Genomic DNA, 13,276 nt, shown 5'->3' with positions numbered 1-13,276 from the left:
GCAAATATGGCTGATGCGCCTAAATTATTACCAGGAGATACCTTGCGTGTGGGGTATCCGAAAATCAATATGGGGATTGATAATGCTAATGAAGCATTGAAGAAATCTTATAATGCAGAAAGTCAATCCAGTAGTGCTGTCAATATAGCGAACAGTGCTGGTAATGCTGCAAATTCTGCTGTAAATAAAGCTGAATCGGTACAAAAACAATTAGATACAATTATCATCGAAAGTGGAACTAGCGATGCCGAAGTTATTCAAGCACGCGGCGACAAGCCGGTCTTAAATGACAGACTTAATGATATGAACACACAAGTTGCGGAAGCCGCGAGAGCTCAAGAACAAATCGATTATGTAGATAATATCGCGAATCAAATGTTTGTAAAAAGCATGTACTTAACATGCAATGACAAAACGACGTGCGGTTTCAGTATTGGTTATGAGTTAGCGAACAATAAAGGAATGATGTATTATACAGCCCCGCAATCCAATGATAATTACTCATTAGTACAAGGGGGCAGAGTTGGGGATTTAAATACCGTATACATGACATCTGATTACAAAAAATACACAAGTAAAAATGGGAATTTCAACGAAAGTTTTGCCCCTAACTGTTTCGCTACTACTATAGGAGATACAATGACCTTAACCTTTTCAGGGGCAGAAGGGATATCATTCAATCATTTTAAAGATAATCGTGGCGGTCGTTGGAAGTTTACATTAAGCACAGATCCATTTAATCCGGTTTACGTCTCGACTTATGCAGCGACAAGCCAAACAACACAGGCATCACTTTTTACTGATTTAGACCCTACAAAAAGTTATACAGTTGTAGGAGAATTCGTAGGCGATGATCCTGTTAATCCTCCAGTTGGTGGAACAAGCCGTGGGTGGTATTGCATTTCAACAGATAATAACATGAATACAAAAGATACTTTCTTTTTAAGAAAGAAAACTAGGAGCGTTGTGAACTACATTGAACCGTTAAAATCAGGTTCAAATAAAGACTTTGCATTTTTTTTAAGAAGAAAAGGGCAAACTTATCCTATGCAATTTTTCCCATGGCATTCTGGTGTTGTAACAACTCTCAAGAAAAAAGATTATGACATTTATGTAGATGGCATTTTATCTAATGGTATTGTTACCAATGCTGAAACAATAAATAACATTTCCAAAGTTGAGATCATTCAGTATGTGTATTGCAAACTTCCGGACGATCCTAACAATCTGGGATATCTGACAAGCAAATACACATTCACAAAGAATGGAATGGTTACAATTAATTGTTCTTTCAAAGCATTAGAAGATTTAGAAATTAAAACTGGATACGTTAATATGATTCCTGTGCTATCTCAATTTTGTAAGACTTTAAAAACATCACTGATGACAAAGTATTCTACAATTGCAACTTCAGGTAGTACAAATTTAATACCGGAGAAAGACAATGTAAATTCATACATTTGGGGTAATGGTGATAGACAAGATATCGTTATTGCTATGACCAATATTAGTCTTCTATCGTCTATGCGGAAAGGAAAAATAGATAGACGTAATATCCTAACTTGGATTGAACATCGGGATGCAACGATGCAAAAGTTTTATCCTCAAGTATTTGATAATGCAACAATGCAAAAAGATGAAGTGTATTCATTTGGAGCTAAGTATATTGTCGGCGTCGCTCCAAATTTAAGTGAATTATATTTCTTATAAAACGAGGTGGTCCATTGTTAAAACTCTACAACAAACAAATGCAACTCAAGGCATATCTTGAAAATGCATATAAAATAAAGTACAACCCGCCACTCAATGAACTTTGGACGGCGGGTTTTTCATTGCCATTTACTGATCCAAAGCGAGAAGAGATTGAAACATTTGATTATGTGGAGATATTTGATAATGGTAAACGCATCGGTATGTTCCGTATCATGGATAGTGATGAAGAAAGAGACGCAGAAAAGAAAATAATATCGTATGAATGCGAGCACGTTTTATCTACTTTGATGGATAGCGTGCTTTTTGGTTTGCATCAAAGGGTGAACCTGACCACTCGGCAAAACATCGAATACCTGCTGAGTAAACAGAGAACGCAACATTGGAAACTTGGACAATGTGATTTTGTTCGTTACTTTCATTATAACTGGGAAAATGAATCTACATTATTAGGCCCTCTATACAGTATTCCGAAGCCTTTTGATGAAAAGTTCCAATGGACTTGGGACGACAGCTCCTATCCATGGACGTTAAATCTAGTGCGCTATTCTACTGAAGTTACTGGAGAACTGCGTTTCAAGAAAAATATGAAGGGAATCAAACGTACTGTAGAAGCTAAAGAGGTTATGACAAGAATATACCCTCTCGGCTATGGTGAAGGAGTTAATCAGCTAACAATTAAGGATGTGAATAATGGCGTTCCTTATATAGACGCTCCTGATTTTGTTAGAGAGCTATATGATGGATTCGACTACATTTGGGTGGATAGACGTTTTAAAGACCCACAATCGTTATATGATTCAGCAAATACGATGTTAATTAAAGCTTGTATGCCAAAAATTACGTACGAGATTGAAGCAGTGGATTACGAGTTAATAGATCCATACAAAATAGAAAAATATGAAACAGGTAAGTTGGTCCGCCTTTACGATGAGGACTTTGATATATGGGTTGATTTGCGAGTGGTGAACCATTCAAAAGACGATGCAGATGGGAATCCATTAGATGTGAAATTGACACTGGAGAACAAGGTGACGGATTTAGGGACGATACAAGCGGATATTGAGAAGCGGCAGAAGATTAATGAGGTATATGCGCAAGGTAGTACCAACATTCTGAACTATTCTTATAATGACAACTGCGACAGTGAAAACCCTGCTGTTATTAAGTTTTATCTTCCTGATGACTTGGTGAATATTAATACTTTAGATTTGACCTTTGAAACTGATGAATTTCGAGCTTACTCTAAGGCAACAAAAGGTGGGGGCGCTATCGTTCAGTCGACTGGTGGAGGCGGAGCTATTGTATCAAGTACCGAAGCGGGCGGAGGTACAGTACAGTCCACCGGAGGAGGCGGAGGCACAGTACAGTCCACCGGAGGAGGCGGAGCTACTGTAGGGACGAGTAGTTCTGGTGGCGGAGTATCTAAGTCAACTGAGAGCGGTGGAGGATCGACTCAGACAAGTAGTGCAGGTGGGGGAACAACACAAACTACAGCAAGTAAGATATTTGGTGAGTTGATAATTGAAAGTGATAAACCTACACCTTTCACAGATCTAAATTTACACGTTCACGTCATAAAATTTACTGATCAATTCGATCATCATCATGAAATAACAATTGGCCCGCACACACACCAGGTCCTTATACCAGTTCATTCGCACGATTTCTCTGTGCCCGCCCACAGCCACCAAATTACTTTGAGCGACCACACTCATCAAATTGTCTTACAGGATCACGTTCACCAGATTGTACTGCAGGATCATGTTCATAAGATAGAACTAAAAGATCACGTTCATGAAATCGTCCTACCGGATCATGTCCATGAGGTGGAGCACGGAATATATCGTTTGTCTAGAAAACCGTCAAAAGTGATAATTAAAGTGGATGGTAATGTAGTGCCTATTACAGAAACGAGTAAAGAGAACATAGATTTAATACCATATCTTGCAAAAGATACTGACGGAAAAATAAATCGCGGTAGATGGGTAGAAATCACTATTACACCGGATGATTTAGGTAGAGTCAATGCAAACGTAATTTCCCGACTTTTTATTTCGAGTGCAATTGGAGGAACTTTCTGAAAAGTGTTATAATATATCTATAGGCTAGGCTGATCACCGAAAAGAGAGTGCCCACTCTCCTGCCTATAATAAATACAGGGCGATAACTTGGGAGGTTATCAAGATTGGAACAGACCTGCAAAAAATGCAAAAGGATTTTCCCTTTAAGTGACGTTTACTTTTTTAAGGATAAAGCAAACAAATCTGGTTTTAAGTATACTTGTAAGGAATGTTTAGGGAATAAATTCACAAAAAATAAAATAAATAACAATGCACCCGAGGGGTATCAACGTTGTTTCAAATGTAATGAAATAAAACCTGCCACACTTGATTACTTTCATAAAGGAAATGATACAAAGTATAATTTAAGAAATAAATGTATTCCATGTAGAAATGAAAATATGAAAAAATATCGTATTGAAAATACAGAGAAATGTCTAGAAAGAGAAAAAAAGTATAGAGAAGAAAACCGAGAGAAGTGCAGGATGTCGAGTAGACGTTTTTATTATAATAATAAAGACAATGAAGAGTTTAAGGTAAAGCAAGATGAGTGGCGTAAAGCCTGGTATGAAAATAATAAAGATGAAATTTTAAAAAGAAGAAGATTGAAATATCATAACAATAGAGAATACGAGATTAGTAAAGTGAGGAAATATCAAAAAACACCAAAAGGTAAACTTAGCATAAAAATAAATGGACAAAAACGGAGGTCAAGGAAAAAATCATTACCTTCTCGATACACAACTAAGGAATGGTGCGAATGCATAAACTTTTTTAAAAGTAGTTGCTGTTATTGTGGGACTGTCTTGGAAAATCCGACACAAGAACATTTCATTCCAATTTCTAAAGGTGGGGAATATACGAAAGATAATATTCTGCCAGCTTGCTCTTTCTGTAATACAAGTAAGAATGACACTGATTTTTTAGAATGGTATTTAAATCAAGAATTTTACGATGAAAAAAGAAAAGAAAAAATATATGCATTTCTCGGGTATAAAGATGGTATTCAACAGTTAACTTTAATATAAATATTAAAAGTCAAGGGGATATGGGGATGAAGAAACGACTTTCACTAATTTTAGCAATCGCTTTAGGAATTGGTAGTTTAACTGCGTGTGGGGATTCCGAGAAGACTACTAAAACTGAGACAAAGCAAGCAAGTGCAGATGTAAAAAAAACGAGTGAAACTAAAGAAATACCAACTAAAAGAACTATAGAATTGCCACCAGGATCAACATATCCTTGGCAAGGAACTATGATTGAGGAAGCTAATAAACATATTGATAAAGGTGAAATCGTTTATCTAATGAGTGATTTAGAACCGTACGAAAAGGCTATTGTAAGTACAATTGATTTAGATATTTTAAAAAATGGTGGAGATCCACAGGTAAGTAAAATGAGAACTGATCAATTAGTAAAGCAGTTAAAACCATTAGATCCGAAAATGAATGACTACTTCGATAAATTAACTGAAGTTGGCAATCTTGTTGCAGCTAAAGATTATGATGGTGCAAAAGCTAAAATTGAAGAAGCTAAGAAATTAAGAGAGGCGAAGTAATCGCTTCTCTTTTTCTTTTAGGGAGGAATTTATTTGAAATTAAGATATTGGTTAATTAAAAAGTTAATTGGTAATACACCAATTATCATGAACGTTACTCTAGTGTTAGATCAGGAAGTTAAGGCTGCATCTCCAGTAGGGATTTATGATAAATGCAGTATTACTTATAGCGAAAGATTACAAAAGGAGATGAACTGATATGAAAACAATTGAAGTATATACAAGTAGCGAGAAATTAGTGGTACAAACTGACGAATATAATCCAGTATTACTTAATGAACAATTAAACAATGGGGAAATTACAACGGTACTAATTGGAGATCTTATTAGTGCCCGTCTTGATGTAAAAAGAGTTGTAGTTCCTGTAGAAAATACAGATAACACTTCTAAGAAAGTAAAAGTGTTATTAAGAAATGGGCAATCCGTAGAAATTCCTGTAGAAATTGATTTCGATATCAAGTTTTTGAATTCACAGCTAAACAGTTCTAATGTAACTACAGTTTTAATTGGCCACAATATTTATCAAAAATTCGAGGTGGCGCAGGTTGTTCTAATTAAAGAAGAACCAAAAGAGCCAGAACAACCACCTGTAACGGAACCAGAGAAGCCGACAGAACCAGTGACAGAACCGCCAACTGAAGGTGGAACAACTGAACCTGATACACCACCAACGACTGAAGAACCACCTGTAACAGAAGGAAATTAAATTAATCGAGTAAATCAGTTGACATAATGAAGATCAACAGATTAAGTTCTATGTATTATAAGAAGAGGAGATGTGCTATATGTACAATTCATACATGGGACGACTAGGAAAAGCGGTAGAAGGTTCATTCGAAAAGGTAGAAGGTAAACTGGAAGAATACACTTTCGAAATCGAAGCGCCGAATGGTGCGCGTGATAATATTTATATTGATTTAAATGCAATTGGTGACGAGGCTTATAAATATATGGGCTTCTTCGATTATTACTGTTCTTTACATCGAGCTCAACGGAAAGAGATCGACCAACTCGTTTGGCAATATGTGAAACACCACAAACAGGCCTTTAAAATTAAATAGGACATCCACAAGTTAAGAGGGGCATTTGCTCCTCTTTTTATTTTGAAAGGAGCTGAATCAATGAATATTGAAATCGGGGTGCTAATTGCAGTACTTTCGCTTGCTATTAGCTACTTTGCGTACTCTTTAAACAGAACGAAGTCCATTAAATCTGATGGGCAACAAAGTGCAGAAATGAAGGCTGAGCTGGGATATATCCGCAAGGGTGTTGATGATATCCGAATCGACTTGAAAGCAAGTGAAAAACAAATGATTGCTCTTGGGGAGCGTGTCACACGAGTTGAAGAAAGCTCAAAGCAAGCTCATAAGAGGATAGATAACTTAGAAAAGGAGGCAAATTAACAATGCCACTAACAAAAGAAAATATTTTAAAACGTTTGCGCAACTGGAAAACATGGGTTGCGCTTTTTTCATGCTTTGGACTGATCTTATCGGTATTCGGAGTAACTGGATTTGAAGGGAATTTAGAAAAGGTGCAGCAAGCCGTTTATTTATTTGGTATTGCGCTAGGTATTTGGACAAGTCATGGAGATGCTGACGACCAAAACGAAAAAGGAGATGTTGAATAATGGAAATCAGAAAAAAACTAGTTGATTCAAGTAAATATGGTACAAAATGTCCTTACACAATGAACCCTGAATTCATCACAGTTCACAATACGTACAACGATGCCACAGCAGAAAATGAAGTAGCATATATGATCCGTAATGACAACCAAGTATCTTTTCATATTGCGGTAGATGATAAAGAAGCTGTACAAGGTATTCCTTTAGAACGTAACGCTTGGCATTGTGGGGATGGTGGCGGAAATGGTAATCGAAAGTCTATCGGGGTTGAGATTTGCTACTCTTTAAATGGTGGAGAAAGATATTATAAAGCAGAAGATAATGCAGCTATCGTTGTCGCTCAACTCATGAAACAGTACAATATTCCAATTAGTAAAGTTCGCACACACCAATCGTGGAGTGGAAAGTATTGTCCTCATCGCATGCTAGCAGAAGGACGTTGGGATAGCTTTATCGAAAGAGTCCAAAATGCATATAGCGGCGGTAGTAATAATGTATCTCCAACACCTACTCCACCATCATCTAGTGGGACAGGCATTGCATATATTGAGGGTAATAATGTTAATCTTCGTAAAGGACCTGGTACTGGATACGGAGTTATTCGTCAATTAGGAAAAGGGGAACCATATCAAGTGTTTGGGGAATCGAACGGATGGTTAAACCTCGGCGGTGAGCAATGGGTTTATAACGACCCATCATATATTAATTATACTGGAGGATGTGCACCAGAACCTTCGAAGCCTTCAAATGATGGCGTTGGTGTTGTGACTATTACTGCTGATGTGTTACGCGTTCGCACTGGCCCAGGAACTAATTATGGCATCGCGAAAAATGTGTACCAAGGTGAAAAATATCAAACTTGGGGATGTAGAGACGGTTGGTATAATGTTGGCGACAATCAATGGGTTTCAGGTGGATATGTGAAATTTGAAAAGTAAACAATGAAAGCCGTCCTATTGGGCGGCTTATTTTACATATCCCAAAAATCATCCGCTTTAATCTCTGAATCAAACTTTCTCAACACCTTTAATATTTTCTGCATTGTTTTTCTTGTGGGTGATCTATCTGGCTTATTCGCTAAATCTCCTACAGTATTTCTCCCTAATCCAGATTTCCTGACTAGCCATTCCTGTTCAATTCTATGTTTATCTAAAAACCTTCCTAATGGCGTTCTCTTGGAACGAAACCTCCACATCGTTCTCACTCCCTATGAAAATTGTTATCTACAGTACTTTCCGAAATGCACAAAAAATAAACCCCTAAAAATAGGGGCCTAAAAATGGTGCATGAACGACAAATTCTTACGAAAAACGTCTTTTCAGTAGGGATAGTTTCTTTCCTGGTTCTTCTGCATAGTACTTCATGTAATCGCACATTAAAATGTTAATCAGTTTGTCAGCTGTATAACCATGTAGAGGGAATGAATGGGCCATATCAGAGAAAAACACTTCAATTCGCCTCAATGTTCTTCTATCAATCTTTACATCAATTGTTCCGTATCGCTCATCATTTTCATTAAATTCTAATTCATAATCAGTATAGTGCTTCTTACTCTCTAGAATTTGATACAGCTGCTCCATACTATTCTTGGACCTTATATGTTCAAGAAAGTCCTCGACTAGTATTTCAGCTAGATCACTAGCATTACACTCATATTCTTCCTCTTCCATATCTTCGATAATAATATTCATACGGAATAAGTAAATTTTGAGCATCTTCACTTCAAAACGGTACTTCTCTTTTAATTTCCATTCAATTTTAGTTCGTTCCCACCAATTACTAGTGCTCATAAGTCGGATTTCTTTTGTCATCACATCGTATTTACTATACATGCTGTCACCTCTCACATTGTGCGTAATGCAAAGCATAAAATACGTGTTGCTGCAGCTCTTTGTGAAACTCCCCATTCAATCGCTAATCGGACAAGCTTAGAATGTGTTTCCTGCTCCAATTTCGCATGGATATATTTTTTAGTGTCTTTATATTCGTATGCATGTATTTCGCCTATATAATCAATTCTGAGGTGTTCTGTAATTAATTTAGACATGTATTGTGTAGTGGTTATTCCTTCTTGGAATGCTGAGGATCTTATTAGTTGTCTTTGTATTTCATTTACGGGGATTTTTACGTCTTTCTTTTTATCGAAACGAGTTTTACGAGATTGTTGGTTTGTTATTTTAATAGATTGTTTTCGAGGTTCAAACATAGGGTTGATTACACTCATGAAGCTCCCCTCTTTCGAAAAATTGCCTCTTCCCTCTCTTTTATCTCAGGGACATAATTCCCAAATTCCATTTTTACTACTACTTTTAAGAGAAGGGAGTGGGAAAGTAATAAATCTAAATCATTTTCTGATATAATCATCTACCACTCATTTAGTCCCTTTATTAAATCCATCGCATTGTCTACAGTTTTATTAGAAGGTTTTTCGTCAATCCCGTCATCGTTTGGTATACCATGCATATTGATATTAATTAATATTTTTTTTACTAACTGTAATGGATCGTCTTCACCAGCTACTTCAGCAAGAACTTGATACATCTCCAAACGTCTTTTGATTTGTTTATTTACATATCCTTTTTGACCTTTACCTTGTTTTTCTAATTGAGAGATAAGGTTATAAAGGACTTTATCATTACTAGGGTTTAATTCAATTTGCAGTTTTTTCTTTGGTAAATTTGTCAAAAACATCACATCCTAAATAGTAATAACCTAACAAATTCGCTTCTTGACCATTTTTTAATATTCTAAACGCGGGGAATTGCTCCTGCTTCTCTTCAATATTTGATTTGTGTAGTGCTGCCATTCCTCCAGTCCAAATGATTTTGTCATAAACAGCGAAATTGAACTTTTGAGATACTTCATGCATAACTGAGTTAAAATGACGTTTTAACTCTCTATCTATTTTTTTAGATACATTTTTATCATTGTACAAGTCATATTCTGTACCATTGTACTTGTATCCTTTTTCAAGGATGTAATGCATATTAGAAATGCTTAATTCAGGTGTCTCCCCAATATTATCGCGTACAATTTGTTCGATATTTAGGAATGCTTTTTCACAACCCAATTCTGACCCTAAACGATCGATAACAGAGTTTCCGGACATATCAGTTACATCTAAGGTACCGAAGCCACCGTCAATTATTAAAATTCGGTCATCTGAATTGATTATATTTTTCTTAATAAGGTAGTATTGCGTACCTACCGGTTGAGGGATTACTAAGCATTTTTTTACATTAACTGTGACAATCTCGTTATTTATTTTCAATGCGGTTTCAGTAGTTACAATTCTTTCTAATAATTCACGTTTATTTTTGAAGTGAGAAACTGGTAATCCTGTAACGAGTAGAGGGAGTGTTATTGTTTTAGAACCTATAAAATCCTTAGCAATAAACCCGAATAATTGTTTTTTAAAGCAATGATCCTCATATCGCTTTGCTTTATCTTCCCCGAGTGCACGAATTAATGGGAGTTTGGATTTCCGAGCTTCTTCTCCTAGGTAGTATGTAGAGTCTACTCCCAGGAGTTCAAGTTTAGTAAAGTTATCTTTATTGAAAAACTCAGTTATCTCTGCTAATACCGATAATTCTGTGATAACGGCAGCTTCTAACTCTTTATTTTTCTTAAAAGCACGTTTGGTAAAACCATTCCCTAAATCGATAGCATACGAGTTTCCTAAAATCATATTCATTCCCCTTTCAATTCCATTGATTAGTCATTGGTGATTTTGAACCTAATCCATATTTATGCTAGGTTTTCATCTTAAATACCAAAATTATCGAATTTATCATTGGTTAATCAATGGTTTATGTGTTGCTGTATAAAAAGGTAGTATGGATGACCTTTGTATTTGCAGGATTTCCTTAAACCTCATGGAATACTGTCACTAGGAGGTGTTGTGACGTTATGACGGACGAAATTGTTTATTCTGCTAGTGAAGTATACAAACGACTAGGAATAAGTGATAGCACCCTTAGAAAGTACATGGAAGTATTATCACGTGAAGGATTCGCAGTAAAGAAAGATAATCGTGGCAGACGCCAATACACAGACAGCGACATTATGGTCATTGAGAAGTTAATTGAACTGAGTAAGCATGACGGTATGACGCTAGAGAAGGCAGCGAAGATGATAGCGCAGCAAATAGAGAAAGTTAATCCGGATCTGATTCAAGAAGAGTCTGAGGAAACGGACTTAGTGCCATTCCACATTAAACAGCAATTACAGGAGCAGTACAGCGTTATGGCGCAAGAAATGAATCAAAGCATGTTAGCGATGGAGAAGCGATTAAGTGAACAGGCCAAGCAAAGTAACGATGAAATCAAAGCGAGCGTAGAAGCGCATAATGAACGAGTGGAAAAACGATTGGAAGCGCGGGATGAGACGCTTATGAAGACATTACGTGAGATGCAGGAAACGAAGAGGTTGATGCAGGAATTTCGGGATGAGGTTGCTGCTGCGAAAGAGAAGAAAAAGCCTTGGTGGAAGTTCTGGTGAAAAAGGAAGATGAAGCCCTACAAAAAAAAGTAGGGCTTATTTTCTAATGGATATTATGTCATTGAGATTGTTTTGTTCATTTGAACTCAACTTATTAGCGATATAGTAATCTAATATTTCATCAATAAGTTCGTAATTTTTTATGTCTTTCATTGTGCTAATGGCCTTTATTTTACTAAGTGTTTCAGGTGATACTTTTATATTTTTTCTGTCTGTTGCTGACAAGGGACTCTTTTTATTTGTTACATGATTATCTAGAACAGGCGTTACAGTCACCAAGTATTTTTTATCCAAAATGAACACTCCAATTAAAAAGATTTTATTTATTATCTAACACTTCATAAAGACGCTTGTACATATCTTTATATGCTTTAGAATGTCGATCTTTTAAGTTTGCATCTACATAGTGTTCAACCAGCATATCAATAATGTTATTAATTGATGTTTTATCCATACCTTCTTGTTCTTGAATAAACGGCTTAAGGGTATTTAATTTTAGCAAAACGGCAGGTGAAATTTTAGCTGTTTTAGATGGAACTAAACGTTGATCTGGTTTCTCTGGCGTTTGTATTTCCTTTTTCATGTTAGTCTGATCACTTTGAATAGTTGAAGCTGAACTTTCAGTAATAGGCGTCACAGTTACTATATAAGATTTGTTTTTGTTTTCCAAAGGTACCACTCCAGTTTTATATAATTTTAAATGTCTGTTAAGAGTTTGAATTTTGTTTTTTGTTCTACAGTCAATTCATTTTCCACATAATTATTAATAAGTAAACCGATGATTTCATGAGTGAATTTCGTGTTGGTAATTTTCATTAGCGCTTCAAGTTCTTCTTTGGATTGTTTAGGGATTTTAATACTACCCTGTTGGTTTTTAAAACTCTTTTTCTCAGGTGTTTGCGATTTAATTTCGGTATTCGAAGCTGAATCGTCAGTGATAGGTATAACAGTTACTACAAATGAACTATTCTTATTTTCCACAGGTATCACTCCTATTTGATTTTTATAATTTTATAAAAGTATAAATTTATAAAATTATAAATACGTTTATGTAAATAGGAATAAAGTTTAACTTCATTCCTATTCTCGGCTTTTCTTCGATTCAAGCACTTGTTTTACAGCGTTTTTTACTAATTTTTGTTTTGGTGTAGGTAATGAAGCGACTTTTTCTTCGATTAACATATTTATCACTTCATAAATTTTCATATCTTCAATTGTAGCAAGTGTTGATATTGCTGTATGTGTTTCTAATGAAACACGGAAAGATTTGGGCAACTCTTTTGTAGTGAGTTTTCTTTTAGGTTTTTCAAAGAGCTTGTCACCTTCTGGGAAAGTTCGGTCTTGATTTTCTTTTTCATCAGGTGTGTATGTCACAGACGCTTCTGTCTTTTTCTTTCTTTCTTTTCTCATACCAAGTTCGTCTTTATTTATATCCATGTGCTTATTTAACTCCTTCTAGTATTCCGATTCTTTCTTCAACTTCATTCGCTATCTTTTGATATACATTATGAACATTTTTATCATGAACATCTTTCAAATTATAAGTTATTCCCGTTCTATCAAATCTCTTTAAACGTGCCATCTGTTTAATAATATTGTTAAACACATTAGCTTTACCGAAAATTTCTTCGGCTTCTTGAAGGATATCTTTGTCAATTTCATTCCCGTTTTGCATCAGTACAGGTAATGCCCCGATAATTTCTAATGGTAAATCGTAGTCATCCGCTAAAGAAAAAACATGTTCAATGTATTTTTGAGCACCTTTTAATGATCTTTCTTGCGTTTGCAAAATGACCATAACATAGTCGCTAGCGACTA

General features: G+C 35.8%; 20 protein-coding genes and 1 pseudogene. 11 read left to right on the top strand and 10 right to left on the bottom strand.

Annotation, left to right across the window (positions count from 1 at the left end):
- Positions 1-6 precede the first annotated feature (6 nt).
- The 10 genes from IBT51_RS25180 (at position 7) to IBT51_RS25135 (ending at position 7,896) form a co-directional block, all read left to right on the top strand.
- The gene (locus IBT51_RS25180) at positions 7-1,710 is read left to right on the top strand and encodes a hypothetical protein (RefSeq protein WP_200458841.1); all 1,704 of its coding nucleotides are present in this window, start codon (positions 7-9) and stop codon (positions 1,708-1,710) included.
- Between the two features lie 38 nt (positions 1,711-1,748).
- A complete protein-coding gene (locus tag IBT51_RS25175) occupies positions 1,749-3,794 on the top strand; it encodes a phage tail spike protein (RefSeq protein WP_200458871.1) in 2,046 nt (681 codons plus the stop codon).
- A gap of 104 nt (positions 3,795-3,898) precedes the next feature.
- The gene (locus IBT51_RS25170) at positions 3,899-4,801 is read left to right on the top strand and encodes an HNH endonuclease (protein ID WP_200458842.1); all 903 of its coding nucleotides are present in this window, start codon (positions 3,899-3,901) and stop codon (positions 4,799-4,801) included.
- A gap of 26 nt (positions 4,802-4,827) precedes the next feature.
- A complete protein-coding gene (locus IBT51_RS25165) occupies positions 4,828-5,331 on the top strand; it encodes a hypothetical protein (protein WP_200458843.1) in 504 nt (167 codons plus the stop codon).
- Between the two features lie 33 nt (positions 5,332-5,364).
- Complete coding sequence (locus tag IBT51_RS25160; protein WP_200458873.1) at positions 5,365-5,529, top strand: hypothetical protein; 165 nt, start codon at positions 5,365-5,367, stop codon at positions 5,527-5,529.
- A 1-nt stretch (position 5,530) separates the two neighbouring features.
- The gene (locus IBT51_RS25155) at positions 5,531-6,037 is read left to right on the top strand and encodes a hypothetical protein (protein ID WP_200458844.1); all 507 of its coding nucleotides are present in this window, start codon (positions 5,531-5,533) and stop codon (positions 6,035-6,037) included.
- Positions 6,038-6,131: 94 nt separating this feature from the next.
- Entirely contained in the window at positions 6,132-6,392 is a 261-nt protein-coding gene (locus tag IBT51_RS25150) for a hypothetical protein (protein ID WP_200483296.1), read from the top strand.
- Positions 6,393-6,452: 60 nt separating this feature from the next.
- Positions 6,453-6,734 carry a hypothetical protein gene (locus IBT51_RS25145; protein ID WP_200458846.1) on the top strand — a complete coding sequence of 94 codons (282 nt, stop codon included), beginning with the start codon at positions 6,453-6,455 and terminating at the stop codon, positions 6,732-6,734.
- A gap of 2 nt (positions 6,735-6,736) precedes the next feature.
- On the top strand, positions 6,737-6,961 hold the full coding sequence (locus IBT51_RS25140; RefSeq protein WP_200458847.1) for a hypothetical protein: 225 nt from the start codon (positions 6,737-6,739) through the stop codon (positions 6,959-6,961).
- The gene (locus IBT51_RS25135) at positions 6,961-7,896 is read left to right on the top strand and encodes an N-acetylmuramoyl-L-alanine amidase (RefSeq protein WP_200458848.1); all 936 of its coding nucleotides are present in this window, start codon (positions 6,961-6,963) and stop codon (positions 7,894-7,896) included. The genes IBT51_RS25140 and IBT51_RS25135 overlap by 1 nt, the downstream gene beginning before the upstream one ends.
- Before the next feature lie 32 nt (positions 7,897-7,928).
- Here IBT51_RS25135 and IBT51_RS25130 read toward each other — a convergent pair whose 3' ends face one another.
- The 5 genes from IBT51_RS25130 to IBT51_RS25110 all read right to left on the bottom strand — a co-directional run bounded on the left by IBT51_RS25130 (position 7,929) and on the right by IBT51_RS25110 (position 10,646).
- Entirely contained in the window at positions 7,929-8,153 is a 225-nt protein-coding gene (locus IBT51_RS25130; RefSeq protein WP_200458849.1) for an XRE family transcriptional regulator, read from the bottom strand.
- A 106-nt stretch (positions 8,154-8,259) separates the two neighbouring features.
- Entirely contained in the window at positions 8,260-8,790 is a 531-nt protein-coding gene (locus IBT51_RS25125; protein ID WP_200458850.1) for a hypothetical protein, read from the bottom strand.
- Positions 8,791-8,801: 11 nt separating this feature from the next.
- A complete protein-coding gene (locus IBT51_RS25120) occupies positions 8,802-9,182 on the bottom strand; it encodes a hypothetical protein (RefSeq protein WP_200458851.1) in 381 nt (126 codons plus the stop codon).
- Positions 9,183-9,322: 140 nt separating this feature from the next.
- Complete coding sequence (locus IBT51_RS25115) at positions 9,323-9,649, bottom strand: peptidylprolyl isomerase (protein ID WP_200458852.1); 327 nt, start codon at positions 9,647-9,649, stop codon at positions 9,323-9,325.
- On the bottom strand, positions 9,609-10,646 hold the full coding sequence (locus IBT51_RS25110) for a ParM/StbA family protein (protein ID WP_200458853.1): 1,038 nt from the start codon (positions 10,644-10,646) through the stop codon (positions 9,609-9,611). The genes IBT51_RS25115 and IBT51_RS25110 overlap by 41 nt, the downstream gene beginning before the upstream one ends.
- A 221-nt stretch (positions 10,647-10,867) precedes the next feature.
- Between IBT51_RS25110 and IBT51_RS25105 the strand changes: the two genes are divergently transcribed.
- Complete coding sequence (locus tag IBT51_RS25105) at positions 10,868-11,458, top strand: DUF3967 domain-containing protein (protein ID WP_200458854.1); 591 nt, start codon at positions 10,868-10,870, stop codon at positions 11,456-11,458.
- Positions 11,459-11,494: 36 nt separating this feature from the next.
- Here IBT51_RS25105 and IBT51_RS25100 read toward each other — a convergent pair whose 3' ends face one another.
- From IBT51_RS25100 to IBT51_RS25080, 5 genes and pseudogenes are all read right to left on the bottom strand, one after another.
- A complete protein-coding gene (locus IBT51_RS25100; protein WP_200458855.1) occupies positions 11,495-11,752 on the bottom strand; it encodes a hypothetical protein in 258 nt (85 codons plus the stop codon).
- A gap of 25 nt (positions 11,753-11,777) precedes the next feature.
- On the bottom strand, positions 11,778-12,128 hold the full coding sequence (locus tag IBT51_RS25095) for a hypothetical protein (protein WP_200458856.1): 351 nt from the start codon (positions 12,126-12,128) through the stop codon (positions 11,778-11,780).
- Positions 12,129-12,154: 26 nt separating this feature from the next.
- Positions 12,155-12,439: a hypothetical protein gene (locus IBT51_RS25090; RefSeq protein WP_200458857.1), complete on the bottom strand. Its 285-nt coding sequence runs from the start codon at positions 12,437-12,439 to the stop codon at positions 12,155-12,157.
- Positions 12,440-12,538: 99 nt separating this feature from the next.
- Entirely contained in the window at positions 12,539-12,895 is a 357-nt protein-coding gene (locus IBT51_RS25085; RefSeq protein ID WP_200458858.1) for a hypothetical protein, read from the bottom strand.
- A gap of 4 nt (positions 12,896-12,899) precedes the next feature.
- Positions 12,900-13,276, bottom strand: a pseudogene (locus tag IBT51_RS25080) (ParA family protein); the annotation flags it as partial.

Source organism: Bacillus sp. S71 (genome assembly GCF_016625265.1).
Classification (GTDB): Bacteria; Bacillota; Bacilli; order Bacillales; family Bacillaceae_G; genus Bacillus_A; species Bacillus_A cereus.
This window is presented reverse-complemented; position numbering and strand designations above follow the sequence as displayed.